14 protein-coding genes and 1 riboswitch are annotated in these 14,785 nt (G+C 64.0%); of the genes, 6 read left to right on the top strand and 8 right to left on the bottom strand.

Going from position 1 to position 14,785, the window contains the following annotated elements; all coding sequences use genetic code 11:
• Positions 1–4 precede the first annotated feature (4 nt).
• The 4 genes from CXQ81_RS05120 to CXQ81_RS05105 form a co-directional block, all read right to left on the bottom strand.
• Positions 5–613, bottom strand: coding sequence for a YqiA/YcfP family alpha/beta fold hydrolase (locus CXQ81_RS05120; RefSeq protein WP_101336665.1), 609 nt, complete (start codon positions 611–613; stop codon positions 5–7).
• A gap of 116 nt (positions 614–729) precedes the next feature.
• On the bottom strand, positions 730–1,545 hold the full coding sequence (cpdA, locus tag CXQ81_RS05115) for a 3',5'-cyclic-AMP phosphodiesterase (protein ID WP_101336664.1): 816 nt from the start codon (positions 1,543–1,545) through the stop codon (positions 730–732).
• Positions 1,546–1,644: 99 nt separating this feature from the next.
• On the bottom strand, positions 1,645–2,097 hold the full coding sequence (locus CXQ81_RS05110; RefSeq protein ID WP_007921426.1) for a DUF1249 domain-containing protein: 453 nt from the start codon (positions 2,095–2,097) through the stop codon (positions 1,645–1,647).
• A complete protein-coding gene (locus CXQ81_RS05105; protein WP_007921427.1) occupies positions 2,088–2,705 on the bottom strand; it encodes an NUDIX domain-containing protein in 618 nt (205 codons plus the stop codon). The genes CXQ81_RS05110 and CXQ81_RS05105 overlap by 10 nt, the downstream gene beginning before the upstream one ends.
• 223 nt (positions 2,706–2,928) lie before the next feature.
• On the opposite strand from CXQ81_RS05105, the gene CXQ81_RS05100 reads away from it, so the two are divergent.
• On the top strand, positions 2,929–3,675 hold the full coding sequence (locus CXQ81_RS05100; protein WP_007921428.1) for an RsiV family protein: 747 nt from the start codon (positions 2,929–2,931) through the stop codon (positions 3,673–3,675).
• Here the strand turns inward: CXQ81_RS05100 and cytX are convergent.
• A complete protein-coding gene (gene cytX / locus CXQ81_RS05095) occupies positions 3,644–4,933 on the bottom strand; it encodes a putative hydroxymethylpyrimidine transporter CytX (RefSeq protein ID WP_101339381.1) in 1,290 nt (429 codons plus the stop codon). The genes CXQ81_RS05100 and cytX overlap by 32 nt on opposite strands.
• 96 nt (positions 4,934–5,029) lie before the next feature.
• Entirely contained in the window at positions 5,030–6,919 is a 1,890-nt protein-coding gene (thiC, locus tag CXQ81_RS05090) for a phosphomethylpyrimidine synthase ThiC (protein ID WP_101336663.1), read from the bottom strand.
• A 175-nt stretch (positions 6,920–7,094) separates the two neighbouring features.
• Positions 7,095–7,199, bottom strand: a riboswitch (TPP riboswitch).
• Between the two features lie 197 nt (positions 7,200–7,396).
• On the opposite strand from thiC, the gene CXQ81_RS05085 reads away from it, so the two are divergent.
• Positions 7,397–8,836 carry a TolC family outer membrane protein gene (locus CXQ81_RS05085; protein WP_009041884.1) on the top strand — a complete coding sequence of 480 codons (1,440 nt, stop codon included), beginning with the start codon at positions 7,397–7,399 and terminating at the stop codon, positions 8,834–8,836.
• Positions 8,837–8,960: 124 nt separating this feature from the next.
• Here CXQ81_RS05085 and waaA read toward each other — a convergent pair whose 3' ends face one another.
• Both waaA and CXQ81_RS05075 read right to left on the bottom strand, forming a co-directional pair.
• The gene (gene waaA / locus CXQ81_RS05080) at positions 8,961–10,232 is read right to left on the bottom strand and encodes a lipid IV(A) 3-deoxy-D-manno-octulosonic acid transferase (protein WP_101336662.1); all 1,272 of its coding nucleotides are present in this window, start codon (positions 10,230–10,232) and stop codon (positions 8,961–8,963) included.
• Between the two features lie 23 nt (positions 10,233–10,255).
• On the bottom strand, positions 10,256–11,140 hold the full coding sequence (locus CXQ81_RS05075) for a LysR family transcriptional regulator (protein ID WP_162805206.1): 885 nt from the start codon (positions 11,138–11,140) through the stop codon (positions 10,256–10,258).
• 109 nt (positions 11,141–11,249) lie between these two features.
• On the opposite strand from CXQ81_RS05075, the gene CXQ81_RS05070 reads away from it, so the two are divergent.
• The 4 genes from CXQ81_RS05070 (at position 11,250) to CXQ81_RS05055 (ending at position 14,760) form a co-directional block, all read left to right on the top strand.
• Positions 11,250–11,582, top strand: coding sequence for a multidrug efflux SMR transporter (locus CXQ81_RS05070; RefSeq protein WP_007921448.1), 333 nt, complete (start codon positions 11,250–11,252; stop codon positions 11,580–11,582).
• Positions 11,583–11,762: 180 nt separating this feature from the next.
• The gene (locus CXQ81_RS05065) at positions 11,763–12,938 is read left to right on the top strand and encodes an FAD-binding oxidoreductase (protein ID WP_101336661.1); all 1,176 of its coding nucleotides are present in this window, start codon (positions 11,763–11,765) and stop codon (positions 12,936–12,938) included.
• The gene (locus CXQ81_RS05060) at positions 12,935–13,747 is read left to right on the top strand and encodes an aldo/keto reductase (RefSeq protein WP_007921452.1); all 813 of its coding nucleotides are present in this window, start codon (positions 12,935–12,937) and stop codon (positions 13,745–13,747) included. Before CXQ81_RS05065 ends, CXQ81_RS05060 begins: the two co-directional genes overlap by 4 nt.
• Positions 13,748–13,788: 41 nt before the next feature.
• Positions 13,789–14,760, top strand: coding sequence for a hypothetical protein (locus tag CXQ81_RS05055; RefSeq protein WP_007921453.1), 972 nt, complete (start codon positions 13,789–13,791; stop codon positions 14,758–14,760).
• Positions 14,761–14,785: the final 25 nt, after the last annotated feature.

The raw sequence follows: 14,785 nt of genomic DNA, 5'->3' as shown, positions 1-14,785 counted from the left end.
GGGTTCACAGCGAGGTGAAATCGATCGCCTGGTACTGATCCGGGCCGATGCCGGCAAAATTCAACAACGCCGGCAATTGTCCGGCAAAACCCTGGAAACTATGGTCGCCGCCGGCCTGGATGCGCAAGGCACAGGCTCGGTAATACAGCTGGGCGCTGCGATAGTCCAGCGTCTCGTCACCTGTCTGCAGCCAGACCTGGAACCGCTGCGGGTCCTGGGGCGCCGGCACTTCCAGCTCGGCCAGGGCCGTCACGTGGTCGTGGGTCAGTTCCCAGGTTTCCCCGGTATAGAGGTTGGTCTGCGTGCCCAGAAAGCCGTCGAACATCCGGTGCGGACTGACCGCGGGGTTGATCAGCAGGGCTTTCAGGCCGTGACGCTCGGCAAGGTGAGTCGCATAGTAGCCGCCGAGAGAGCTGCCGACCAGCAGCGGCCGTCCGAGTTCGGCAATCGCCTGTTCCAACTGGCCAATGGCCTCGCGTGGATGATGATGCAAGGCCGGCACCCGCAGCTGTTCACCGCGGCCGAGCGCCTCCATGACAGCGATCAGCTGGCTGGCTTTCTTCGACGCCGGTGCGCTGTTGAAGCCGTGGATATACAGGATCGAACCGGACATGCGCACTCCCTTTGCATCGTGCAAAAAGGCGCAGTTTACAGGGTGTATCGCCGCTTGACTTGTGTTCAGGTGTATCCCTTTGTCCTGCCGCCGCAGACTGCGGCTCCGGGCCGGAATCAGTAGCCGTCGCTGCCGTAATCGACCTGAAAATCGAAGCCGGTGACCCGCTCGACACCGGTTTCCAGGCGCCCGTCGGGCAGCAGGCGCAGCCAGCGATAACCCGGCGCGGTCTCACCGACCTGGAAATCCTCGCTGCCCGGTTCGAACTGGATGCAGGTCGAGGGCGACGCCAGCAGGCGCAAAGGCCCTTGCTGGCGGTCGATTTCCTGATGCACATGGCCCCAGAGCACCGCGCGCGCCTGTGGAAAGCGCTCCAGCACGGCGAACAGCGCATGCGGATTGCGCAGCCCGATGGGCTCCATCCAGGCACACCCGATGGAGACTGGATGATGGTGCAGGCATACCAGGTGATGGCGTTCGGGGGCTTCGCTCAGGGCACTGGCGAGCAGCTGCAATTGATCGTCCTGCAGATAGCCCGGCACCGAACCGGGTACGGCCGAGTCGAGCAGGGTGATCCGCCAGTTGCCGATATCCACCACCGGCGCCAGCAACGAACTCTGGGTCGCCGCCTGCGCCATGATTTGCGGCTCGTCGTGGTTACCGGGAATCCAGCGCGCCGGCGCCGGAATCTGCCGGGTCATGTCACGAAACAGCTGATAGGACTCCAGCGTACCGTCCTGGGACAAATCGCCCGTGGCCAGCATCAGGTCGATCCGCGGTTGCTGTTCCAGCACCAGATCGATCACCCGCTGCAGGCTGTCGCGGGTATTCATGCCCAACAGCGTGCCGTCCGCTTCGGCGAACAGATGGCTGTCGGACAACTGCACCAGCAACACAGGATCGTCGGTGGTCAGAGTGGATACGCTCGGCAAGGCGGCCTCCCAGGGCGTGTCACGGGAAGTGAGGAATGGGGGCAATTATGCTGGGGGAAATTCAAAAGAGGAAACCGGCGAACCGGACGCAGTTCACATCTACCGCACGGCCTCGAACTCATGACCGCAAGCCAGGCAGTGGCTCAGCCATTCACCGAGAAATACATTGAGCTGGGCCTTCTCGTCCGGCTGGTGCATGAAGGCATTCGGATACGGATAGATGCCACGAAAGCGCCGAGCGTGCTCGGCACTGATGACCTCGGCCATGCGCGCGTCGTGGTAGACCTGGACCTCCAGCTGCGGCACCGGCAGCCAGGGCAGGCTGTGCTCCTGACGCACCTGCAGGGTGGTGGTGTAGGGACAGGCCAGCAGCACCTCCAGCGCCAGCACGCCCAGCATCTGGTCGCCCTGGGTCACCGCGATCCGCCGCGCCACCGGCTGGTTGCGCATGTCGGGCAACAGGCGCATCAGTCGGGCATAGTTCGCCTCGCAGGACGCTTGCAGCCCCACGAGATCGACCCGATAGCGATCGCGCACTTTGTTTACGACCATAACCCCCTCACTTCAACGCGGTTCAAAGCCAGCCATTGCAAGGCAATAATGCTCGCCGCGTTGGAAATCCGCCCATCCCTTACCGCCTGCAGTGCGTCTTCGAAAGCCCAGACCGACACACGGATATCCTCCGCCTCTTCCTCCAGCCCGTGCAGGCCACCGGCACCGCTGCTGTCGCAGCGCCCCAGGTACAGATGCACGAACTCGGTACTGCCCCCCGGCGACGGGAAATACTGGATCATCGGCCACAGCGCGGAGAATGTCAGTCCAGCTTCCTCCTGCGCCTCGCGGTGAGCAACTTCTTCCGGCTGCTCGTCCTTGTCGATCAGACCGGCGACCAGCTCGATCAACCAGGGGGTCGCGGTTTTCCCCATGGCGCCGACGCGAAACTGCTCGATCAACACCACTTCATCGCGTTGCGGATCGTATGGCAGGACGCAGACAGCATCGTGACGGACAAAGATTTCACGACTGATTTCGCGCCCCATGCCACCGGCGAACAGCTCGTGGCGCAGGTGCACACGGTCGAGCTGATAAAAACCCTGGAAGCATTTCTCGCGCCGAACGATATCGACAGTGGTCGGCGTGGTGTTGGCAAAGTCCGTCATAGCAATCCTCGTTTCCTGCAATTCGATCCGAGGCTCCCCCTCGACTTCGCGCCATCCTAACGCGCCGCTGACCGATGATGCAGCCCCTTTGCCATCAGCGGGATAGACGGCAAGGGGGCAAACCTAATCTAATTGCCTCTATTGAGCTTAGTGGCGAACTGATTGCCCCGCAGGCAGTCGAAGCCGGTAACTTTTGCCTACCTCTGGTTTATCAAGGACGCACATGTCGCTTCTTAAAATCGCCTCCGTGGCTTGCCTGGCCCTGACTCTGGGCGCCTGCCAAAGCCTGTTCCAACCCAGCTATCAAAAGCCCCTGCAAAGCACCAGCGACAAGTCGGAACAGATCAAGCCCGGCTGCAGCAATCAGGATTGCCCGCTGGTGAACATCGACACCGTGCACTTCGCCGACGAGCCGCAGCTGGATGCGCTGATTGAAAAGCGCCTGCTGCAGATGACCCGCACCACCGCGGACCAGGCCGTGCCAGCGACGCTGAGCGCCTATCGGGAGAAGTTCCTGCGCGAGGCCGACAGCCGCAACAGCATGTACCTGCAAGCCAAGGTACGCGAACAGCATGACGGCCTGGTGATCATCGAACTGGCCAGCTACCTGGACACCGGCGGCGCCCACGGCACGCCCGGTCGCGGCTTCATCAACTACTCCCGCGAGCTGCACAAGGAACTGACCCTGTCCGACATGCTGCGCCCGGGCCAGGAAGCCGCGTTCTGGAAAGCCGCCCAAGTGGCTCACAACAGCTGGCTGATCAGCACCAAGCTGGACCAGGAGCCGGAGTTCATCAAGAGCTGGCCGTTCCAGAAAACCCCGAACGTGGCGCTGACCTACGGCGGCGTGATCCTCAAGTACAACGTGTCGGTGATCGCGCCTTACGCGCTGGGCCACATTGAACTGAAGATCCCTTACAACCGCCTGAACGGCATTCTCAAGCCCGAGCTGTTTCCTGGCCGTGGCTGAAGGCCCATCCCAGCAGCCCCTGCAGCAGCCCTGCCAACACCAGTGACGGCAGGGTTGCGCCAACATCCGGATAGAAGTTGGCCAGCAGGTGATAGGTGCTGACCCCGCCCAGCCAGGCCAGCAACGCCGGCCAGCGCCACCCCACGGACAGTTCCTGTGCACTGCGCTTGCGCAGGATGAAGTGATCCACCAGCACCACGCCGAACAGCGGCGCGAACACCGAGCCGATCAGCAGCAGGAAGTTCTGATACTGGGCCAACGGCGCCAGGCAGGCGATCAGAGTGCAGAGCACGCCAATGGCCAAAGCCAGGTGCTCGACTTTCAGACGCAACAGAATGCCGCAGGAAACCGCGGCCGAATGGATATCGGCAAAGGCGTTTTCCGACTCGTCCAGCAGGATCAGCAACAGCGGAATCCCCAGGCCCGCGCCGGCCAAAGCCAGCAGCAGCGCATTGACTTCGCCACTCGGCGCAAAGGCCAGGGTGTAGGCCACGCCCAGGCTCATCAACCACAGATTGCCGATAAAGAACCCCAGCGCCGTACCACCAAAGACATTGCGCGCACGCTTGCCGAACCTTGAGTAGTCGGCAATCAGCGGCAACCACGACAGCGGCATGGCGATCGCGATATCGAAGCCCACGCCGAGCGGCATGGAGCCGTCGCCGGCCTGGGCCCAGAGCGCGGCCAGATCGGCCTTGGCGAACAGGTTCCAGGTCAGCCACAGGCAGGCCGCCAACAGCAGCCAGATGCCCCACTTGCGCAGGACCTTGCGCACGAAAGTCAGCGGCCCGCTGACCGCGAGCAAAGTCGCCAGTGCGCCGAAAAACAGGGTCCAGAGCAAAGGACTGGCCAGCAGGCTGCCTTCGCTGAACGCACGAGTGCCCAACAGGCTGGCGGCATCGCGCATGACGATGATCTCGAACGAGCCCCAGCCCACCAGTTGCAACAGGTTGAGCAACGCCGGCAGGCTCGCGCCGTAAGTACCGAGGCTGAGCTTGAGCGCCGCCATGGACGACAGGCCGGTATCGCTGCCGATCACCCCGACCGCCGCGAGCAGCAAGACGCCGACCGCCGTACCGAGAAAGATCGCCAGCAAGGCACCGGACAGGCCCAGGCCTGGCGCCAGCAGCGCGCCGGTCTGCAACACCATCAGGCCGATGCCGAGGGAAAACCACAGGGAAAACAGATCGCGCGCGCCGAATACGCGCCTGTCTGCGGGGACCGCGGTGTCTGGTGAATAAGTGTTCAAGACGGTTATCTCGGGGCAGGAAAAGGGCGCGTTAGCTGCAAGCCTCAAGCTGCAAGAAAAAGCAGGACCACTTTTGCCTTTAACTTGCAGCTTGCAACTTGTCGCTTAAACCTTCTTGTACAGCTGGCTGCCTTCCTGCTTGAAGCGCTCAGCCTGCTCCGCCAGCCCCTTGGCGACATCCACGTCCACCGCTTCGATGCGCTGGTTGGCCGCGTACTCACGGACCTCCTGGGTGATTTTCATCGAGCAGAACTTCGGCCCGCACATGGAGCAGAAGTGCGCGACCTTGGCCGAATCCTTGGGCAGGGTCTCGTCGTGGTAGGCGCGCGCGGTGTCCGGGTCGAGGCCGAGGTTGAACTGGTCTTCCCAACGGAATTCGAAACGCGCCTTGGACAGCGCGTTGTCACGGATCTGCGCACCCGGGTGACCTTTCGCGAGATCCGCAGCGTGCGCGGCGATCTTGTAGGTGATGATCCCAGTCTTCACGTCATCCTTGTTCGGCAGGCCCAGATGCTCCTTCGGCGTCACGTAGCAGAGCATGGCGCAGCCGAACCAGCCAATCATCGCCGCGCCGATACCGGAGGTGATGTGGTCGTAGCCCGGGGCGATGTCGGTGGTCAGCGGGCCGAGGGTGTAGAACGGCGCCTCGTCGCAGCACTCCAGCTGCTTGTCCATGTTCTCTTTGATCAGTTGCATCGGCACGTGGCCAGGGCCTTCGATCATGCACTGCACGTCATGCTTCCAGGCGATCTTGGTCAGCTCGCCGAGGGTTTCCAGCTCGCCGAACTGCGCTTCGTCGTTGGCGTCGGCGATCGAGCCCGGACGCAGGCCGTCGCCCAGCGAGAAGCTGACGTCGTAGGCCTTCATGATTTCGCAGATTTCGTCGAAGTGGGTGTAGAGGAAGTTTTCCTTGTGATGCGCCAGGCACCACTTGGCCATGATCGAACCGCCGCGGGAGACGATGCCGGTCACGCGCTTGGCGGTCAGCGGCACATAGCGCAGCAGCACGCCGGCGTGGATGGTGAAGTAGTCGACGCCCTGCTCCGCCTGCTCGATCAAGGTGTCGCGAAACAGCTCCCAGGTCAGGTCTTCGGCCACGCCGTTGACCTTCTCCAGCGCCTGGTAGATCGGCACGGTACCGATCGGCACTGGCGAGTTGCGGATGATCCACTCACGGGTTTCGTGGATGTGCTTGCCGGTGGACAGGTCCATGACGGTGTCCGAACCCCAGCGGATGCCCCAGGTCAGCTTCGCCACTTCTTCTTCGATGGACGAACCCAGGGCGCTGTTGCCGATGTTGCCGTTGATCTTCACCAGGAAGTTGCGGCCGATGATCATCGGTTCCAGTTCGACGTGGTTGATGTTGGCCGGAATGATCGCGCGACCGCGGGCGATTTCCTCACGGACGAACTCGGGGGTGATTTCTTTCGGGATGCTGGCGCCGAAGCTGTGGCCGGCGTGCTGTTGATCGAGCAGACCCGCGGCGCGAGCCTCTTGCAGCTTCATGTTTTCGCGGATGGCGACGTATTCCATCTCGGCGGTGATGATGCCCTTGCGCGCGTAGTGCATCTGGCTGACGTTGGCCCCGACCTTGGCCCGGCGCGGGTTGTTGACGCGGGCAAAGCGCAGCTTGGTCAGCTCGGGATCGGCGAGGCGTTCCTGGCCGAAGTTGGAACTCAGGCCCGGCAGGCGCTCGGTGTCGCCACGGTCGTCGATCCAGGCCGAGCGCACATCGCCCAGACCGTTGCGCACGTCGATCACCACGTTGGGGTCGGTGTACGGGCCGGAGGTGTCATAGACGGTGACCGGCGCGTTGATCTCGCCGCCGAAGTCGGTCGGGGTCACGTCGAGGCTGATTTCGCGCATCGGCACGCGAATGTCCGGGCGCGAACCCTGGACATAGATTTTTTGCGAGCGGGTAAAGGGCTGAACCGACTGCTCATCGACCTTGGCCGATTCGCTAAGGTGGGTAGCGTTTTTTAATTTTGTAGTCATCACGGGCTCTCCAGACAGCATCCAGGCAGTGGATTTTTGTCGGAGCGAACCTGTAACGAACGGACGCAACCATGGCTGGAGCCAGAGGCGAAAACCAGCTGGTGCAGTGCTTGGTGCTCGAGGGGTGTTCGATTGTCGAACAACATCCCGGACGAAGCACAAGAGGACTCGCCGGGTGACGAGAAATCTTGTTCCCTACGCAGGCGCTAACCTGATCAGGTTCAACGGGATCCGGATTATCCGATCTCAGCCTCATAGCAAGGCACCCCGACAAGAACCCGGCCAGTCTAGACAAAGCCGGTGCAGAACGCCAACCCCACGGCAAACAGCATGATGAATGGCGTAAATGCAGGATTGTTGCCCTTCGCAGGCGCATCTACACTCGCTCAGGTTGCGTCGAACCTTGACGCTGCACAGGCCGAGACTTAGCCTTGGCGCCAGAATTATCCTCGTAATATCAACTCTAGGGATCGCCGAATGCTGCGCAAACTCTCACTGGCCATCGCCGTGTCTTGTGCGTCCAATGGAATGGCCTGGGCAGCAGAAGCGCCCCTGACCACCAAAACCGACCTGGTCAGCGTCTACCAGGAGGCGGTGGACAACAACGCCGACCTCGCCGCCGCCCGCGCCGATTACGACGCACGCAAGGAAGTGGTGCCACAGGCGCGCGCCGGTTTGCTGCCCAACCTCTCGGCCGGTGCCGACCTGAACAACACCCGGACCAAGTTCGACGAGCCGTCGATGACCGCCACCCGCAGCGGCACCGTGTACCAGGCGACCCTGGCCCAGCCGATTTTCCGCGCCGACCGCTGGTTCCAGCTGCAAGCGGCCAAGGACGTCAACGAACAAGCCGCGCTGGAACTCTCGGCCACCGAGCAGAACCTGATCCTGCAAAGCGCCGAGAGCTACTTCTCGGTCCTGCGCGCCCAGGACAACCTGGCCTCGACCAAGGCCGAAGAGGCCGCCTTCAAGCGTCAGCTCGACCAGTCCAACGAACGCTTCGACGTCGGCCTGTCGGACAAGACCGACGTCCTGCAATCCCAGGCCAGCTACGACACCGCGCGGGCCAACCGGATCCTCGCCCAACGCCAGGTGGATGACGCCTTCGAAGCCCTGATCACCCTGACCAACCGCCAGTACAACGCGATCCAGGGCATCGTCCACAGCCTGCCGGTGCTGGCGCCGGCCCCGAATGACGCCAAGGCCTGGGTCGATACCGCGGCCAAGCAGAACCTCAACCTGCTGGCCAGCAACTACGCGGTCAGCGCCGCCGAGGAAACCCTCAAGCAGCGCAAGGCCGGCCACGCCCCGACCCTCGACGCCGTGGCGCAATACAAGAAAGGCGACAACGACGCCCTCGGCTTCAGCAACCCGGCCCCGCTGGGCCAGCGTTACGGCAGTGACGTCGAACAACGCAGCATCGGCCTGCAACTGAGCATTCCGATCTACAGCGGCGGCCTGACCAGCTCCCAGGTCCGCGAGTCCTACTCGCGCCTGACCCAGAGCGAGCAGCGCCGTGAAGCCCTGCGGCGCCAGGTGGTGGAAAACACCCGCAACCTGCACCGCGCGGTGAACACCGATGTCGAGCAGGTCCAGGCCCGGCGCCAGTCGATCATCTCCAACCAGAGCGCCGTGGAAGCCACGGAAATCGGCTACCAGGTCGGTACGCGCAATATCGTCGACGTGCTCGACGCCCAGCGCCAGCTGTACACCTCGGTGCGCAACTACAACAACAGCCGCTACGACTACATCCTCGACAACCTGCGCCTCAAGCAAGCCGCCGGCACCCTCAATCCGGGTGACTTGCAGGACCTGTCGCGCTACCTGAAAGCCGACTACAACCCGGACCGCGACTTCCTGCCGCCGGACCTGGCCAAGGCCGCGGCGGAACAGCTCAAGGCCCGGCCGGGGCAGTAACCTGTAGCCGCTACCGCTGGCTGTGATCCTGTCCGCAGGACACGCAAAAAGGCCACCGCGATTCGATTGAATGGCGGTGGCCTTTTTTACGACCGTTCCGGTCGATCGCAGCCTGCGGCAGCGGCTACAGCAAGCGATCCAACCCGTCGAGCAGACGCTGCAGGGCGCCCTGATTGCTGCGCATCACCCGCAGTCCGGCATCGGCCATCTTCTGCGCATCCCGGGGCAACTCGAACAGGCGCTGCACCGCCACCGCCAGGCCATGGGCATCGTCCACTTCCTGCAGGGCGCCCGCCTCGCGCAGCATCGCCGCGATCTCCAGGAAGTTGAACAGGTGCGGCCCGCTCAGCACCGGCTTGGAAAGGGCCGCCGGCTCCAGCAAATTGTGCCCGCCATTGGGTACCAGGCTACCGCCGACAAAGGCGCTGTCCGCCAGGGCATAGAGAAACAGCAGCTCGCCCATGGTGTCGCCCAACAGCACCGAGGTGCTGGCGCTGACCGGCTCGGCGCTCGAGCGGCGAATGGTCTTAAAGCCCTGCTGCCGGCACAGCTCGAACACCGGATTGAAACGCTCCGGATGACGCGGCACCAGGATCAGCAAGGCATCCGGGTGGCTGGCCAGCAGTTGGCGATGAGCAGCCAGCACCACGGCGTCTTCGCCTTCATGGGTACTGGCGGCGATCCACACCGGGCGTTCGCCGGCTTGCCATTGCTCGCGCAGCTCGCTGGCGCGCACCAGCAGTTGCGGGTCGACGCTCAGGTCGAACTTGATCGAGCCCGTCACCTCGACTGTTTCCGGGCGCGCGCCCAACAGGCGAAAACGCTCGGCCTCGGCCTCGGTCTGCACCGCGAACAGGCTCATTTCAGCGAGCATCGGTGCGGTCAGCCTGGCAAAGCGCCCATAACCCCGGGCCGAGCGCGCCGACAACCGCCCATTGGCCAGCGCCACCGGAATCCCGCGCCTGGCGCACTGGTGAATGTGATTGGGCCACAGCTCGGTTTCCATGATCACCGCCAGCTTCGGCCGGACCCGATCGAGAAAACGCGCGGCGGCGCAAGGCAGGTCGTAAGGCAGGTAGCAGTGCTGAATGCGCGGCTCGTTGGCGAACAGCGCCTGGATACGTTCCGATCCCGTGGGGGTCATGCAGGTGACCGTGATCGGCAGCTGTGGATAACGCGCCAGCAAGGCACGGATCATCGGCGCGGCGGCGATGCTCTCGCCTACCGACACCGCGTGCACCCAGATCCCGCCCGGCTGCATCGCCGGCAGCCCCCAGGAAAAACGTTCGCCAATCCGCCGGGCATAGGCCGGCGCCTTGCGCGCCCGCAGCCACAGACGAATCGCCACCAATGGCAGCCCCAGGTAAAACAGCGCGGTGTAGAGAGTTCTATTCATGGCGGCGGAGTTTATCGGCTTTTTCAGCCAATCGCCCGCAAGTGCACGGCAAAACGCTCCGCCAGCCAATGCGCCGCCGGCCCCAGGGGTTCATCGCGGCGCCAGACCAGTTCCACCACCAGTGCCGGCGGGGTCCACTCGCTGGCCAACTCGACCATCTGGTTCTGATAGGCCGGGTACTGCACCACATGCCGCGGCAGCCAGGCCCAGCCCAGGCCGCGCATCAGCAGCTCGGCCATCGCGTAGAAGCTGTCGGCGCGCCAGACTTGCGGGCTGACCTGCTCGCCACTGGGGTAAGTGCTCAACTGCGGAGAAATCAACAACTGTCGATGCCGCCCCAGTTGCTGGCGATCCACCTGTTTCTCGCCGGCCAACGGGTGCCCGACCGCGCACACCGTGACCATCTCGACGCTGCCCAGGGCCCGTCGCTCAAGGGCCTCGGACATCTGTTCATGGTGAAACAGCAAACCGAGGTCGGCCCGACGGTCCAACAGCTTGCGCGCCACATCACCCTGGGCGCTGCTGGCCAGTTGAACCTCAAGACTGGGGAAACGTTCGGACAACGCCTCAAGGCTATCGAGCACCGGCTGGAAAGGCATCGCCTCGTCCAGGGCCAGCCGCAAGCGCGCCTCCTCACCCCGCATCAACGCCAGCGCCCGCCCGTTCAAGCGCTCGCATTGGCGCAGCACTTCCCGCGCCTCCGCAAGCAAGGCACGACCCGCCTCGGTGAGTTTCGGCTGGCGACCGCTGCTGCGCTCGAACAAGAGCACGCCGAGATCGGCCTCGAGCAGCGCAATCGCGCTGCTGACCGCCGATTGCGCCTTGTGCTGGTCACGGGCCACCGCGGAAAACGAACGTTGCTCGGCGACGCTGACGAACAGCCGCATCTGCTCCAGATTCCACTGCACATTCATAAGGCAACCCATCTTCAAAACAGATAGGTAATGACTTTACCCCATCTGCACAATCTCTAGAATGCCGACCTCATCAAGCAAGCCCAAACACGAGGACTCTCCCATGAACGCTTACACCTACCTGGCCATCGCCATCTGCGCCGAAGTGATCGCCACTGTTTCGATGAAAGCGGTCAAAGGCCTGAGTACTCCACTGCCGCTGCTGCTGATCATCGTCGGTTACGGCGTGGCCTTCTGGATGCTGACCCTGGTGGTGCGCACCGTGCCGGTGGGCGTGGCTTACGCGGTCTGGGCCGGCATGGGCATTGTCATGGTCAGCGTGGCCGCGCTGTTCCTCTACGGGCAGAAGCTGGATATCCCGGCAATGCTCGGCATGGCCCTGATCGTCCTGGGCGTGGTGGTGATCCAGCTGTTTTCCAAGACCGCCGGGCACTGATCCATGACCACTGCCGCAGGCCCTTCAAGAGCGCGACCGCTTCGCGCTCGATCGCAGCCTTCGGCAGCGGCTACACAAAGCGCTTCGCCAAGCGCGCCCCTGCCAGTTTGATCGCCAACAAAGCCTGCGCGGCTCGAGCCTGTATACTGCGCCCCTAGTCTTGAACACTGAGGTCGCTGCATGCCATCCGTTATTTCCACCGACGTGCTGATTGTCGGCGCCGGAGTCGCCGGCCTCTGGCTGAACGCCCGCCTGCGTCGCCAGGGCTTTTCCACCGTGCTGGTGGAGAGTGCCAGCCTCGGCGGCGGACAAAGCGTCAAGTCTCAGGGAATCATTCACGGCGGCGCCAAGTACGCCCTGCACGGCGCCCTGACCGGCGCCTCGGAAGCCATCGCCGACATGCCGCGCCGCTGGCGCGAGGCCCTGGCCGGCAACGGCGAGCTGGACCTCTCCGGCGTGCGCCTGCTGTCCGAGGCCCATTACCTGTGGTCCCCCGGCACCCTGGCCGGCAACCTCACCAGCTTTTTCGCCAGCAAGGCCGTGCGTGGCCGTGTCGATCAGGTCAAGGGCGACCAGTTGCCGCCGGCCCTGCAGGACCGTCGCTTCAAGGGCAAGGTGTATCGCCTGGCCGAATTGGTGGTGGACGTGCCGAGCCTGATCGGACGCCTGGCCGAACTGGGCGGCGATAGCCTGCTGGCCGGGCAGAAGATGGAACCCCTGCGGGAAAACGGGCAATTGCTGGGCCTGCGGGTCGATGAGCGGGAAATCCGCGCGCAACGCATCGTGCTCAGCGCCGGCGCCGGCAATGCCGAGCTGCTGAGCAGCCTCGGCCTGAGCCAGCCGGCCATGCAACGCCGGCCGTTGCACATGGTGATCGTCAAGGGCCCGAGCCTGAAACCGCTGTACGCCCACTGTCTGGGCGGCGGGCCGAAGCCGCGGATCACCGTGACCACCCACCCGGCTGCCGACGGCCAGTGGGTCTGGTACCTCGGCGGCGACATCGCCGAAGCCGAAGGCGTGGCGCGCGAGCCGGCGGCGCAGATCGCGGCCGCCCAGAAAGAACTCGGCAACCTGTTGCCATGGGTCGATCTCAGCCAGGCGCAATGGGCCACCCTGCGGGTGGACCGCGCCGAGCCCGCGCAGTCGGGCCTGACCCGTCCGGACAATGCCTTTCTCGCCGAACAGGACCGCCTGCTGGTCGGCTGGCCGACCAAGCTGGCCCTGGCCCCGGACTTCGCCGACCGGGTGTTCGCCGCCCTCGAGCGCGACGGTATCAAGCCGGGCCCCGCGACTGCGTTGCCGACGCTGCCGAAACCCGCCATCGCGCAACCGGCCTGGGAGCAACTGCTGCCATGAGCCAAGCGACCCTGCACGACCTGCATCGCCCCTTCGGCAGCACCGGGCTGCTGGTCTCCCCACTGGGCCTGGGCACCGTGAAGCTCGGGCGCGACCAAGGGGTGAAGTACCCCAACGGCTTCCAGATTCCGGATGACGCCGAAGCCCGCATGCTGCTCAAGCTGACCCGCGACCTGGGCATCAACCTGATCGACACCGCGCCGGCCTATGGCCGCAGCGAGGAGCGCTTGGGCCCGCTGCTGCGCGGGCAACGCCAGGACTGGGTGATTGTCAGCAAGGTCGGCGAAGAGTTCGAAAACGGCCTGTCGCGCCACGACTTCAGTGCCGCGCATACCCGCCTGTCGGTGGAGCGCAGCCTGCAGCGCCTGGAAACCGACTTCATCGACCTGGTGCTGGTGCATTCCGACGGCAATGACCTGCACATCCTTGAGCAGTGCGAGGTGTACCAGACGCTGGCCGAGCTCAAGCAGGAAGGCAAGATCCGTGGCTTCGGCCTCTCCGGGAAAACCGTCGAGGGCGGCCTCAAGGCCCTGGAACAAGGTGACTGTGCCATGGTCACCTACAATCTGAACGAACAGAACGAGCGAGCCGTCATCGATTACGCCACAGCCCACGGCAAGGGCATTCTGGTGAAAAAAGCCCTGGCCAGCGGCCATGTGTGCCTGAGCCCCGGTGTCGACCCGGTGCGCGCCAGCTTCGAACTGCTGTTCGATCAACCGGGCGTCGCCAGTGCTATTGTCGGGACCATCAATCCGTTGCACCTGGCCCATAATGTCGCCACTGTCGCGCAGGTGTTGCGCAAGAACTGATGCCGCCCACGCGGCCGACCCCGACGCAAGAAGGAGCCGACATGCCGCGTACGCTCATAAGAAAGAACCCCAGCAACTTCAAGACCCTGCCGCTGTTCGTCGAAGCGACGCCCGAAGGCCTCAGCTACCAGAGCGTCGGCATGCCGCTAAACTTTGCGCAGACCCTGCAGCGCCGGCGCCCGGTTGCGGTGGCCGACGCCGAGCGCTTCGCCCTGGAGCTGGCCAACCTCGGCGTCTCGGTACGCCTGACCCTGCATTGGCAGAACCGCGACTATTGGGTGCTGGTGCGCCAGCGCCGGCAGGATCGCGGCGACGTGGTGCTCAAGCTGATTTCCGGCTACGTCCCGGCCCATGAGCTGAACCTGCCGCTGCATACCGCCATCCAGGAAATCGCCGAGGAATGCCTGCTGGAAACCCCGGAAGGCTGGCTCGGCGGGCGCTTCAACGACACCTGGCTGCCCGCCCCTTACTCGGCGGCCCTGCATTATCGCGAGGCCCTGCCCTTTCGCCTGACGCCGCTATCAGGCGCGGCACGCCCGGTACGCTGCGCCAACCTGCAGTTGCTGGAACGGCCGCGGGCCTATGTGCACCTGCCCACCGCTTCACTGCAACTGATCTATGACCTGCGCCTGGACGTGCCGAAAGAGGCCAAGTCCCTGAGCCTGTTCCATGTCGACGAACGCCTGGAGGGCGACCAGCTGGTGGCTCGCCTGGATCGCAAGCGCCCGGACCTGTACCTGATGCCACTCAAGGACGGTCAGCCCTGCGCCGAGCTCTATACGTTGAAGAAGGATCAGTTGCACCCGGCGAGCACCCGCGGCCTGTATCTGGCCGAAAGCTTCGCCCGGCAGCAAGGCTGGCTGGTGCGTGACGAGCGGATTCGCTGGAAGGACTGGCTGAAGCAGCAGGGATTGAGCGCGCCGGAGAAGGACTCCAAACTCCAGCGTCTTACCGGCAAGGCACGGCAGATATTGCGCAAGATGGTACCGACCAAGACCAGCCGGCAACGTTGAGCGCCTCCCGCCCACTCCAGCTTTC

The sequence above is a fragment of the Pseudomonas sp. 09C 129 genome (genome assembly GCF_002843625.1).
Classification (GTDB): Bacteria; Pseudomonadota; Gammaproteobacteria; order Pseudomonadales; family Pseudomonadaceae; genus Aquipseudomonas; species Aquipseudomonas chlororaphis.
The sequence above is the reverse complement of the archived record's forward strand: the minus strand, read 5'-3'. Positions and strand labels throughout refer to the sequence as shown.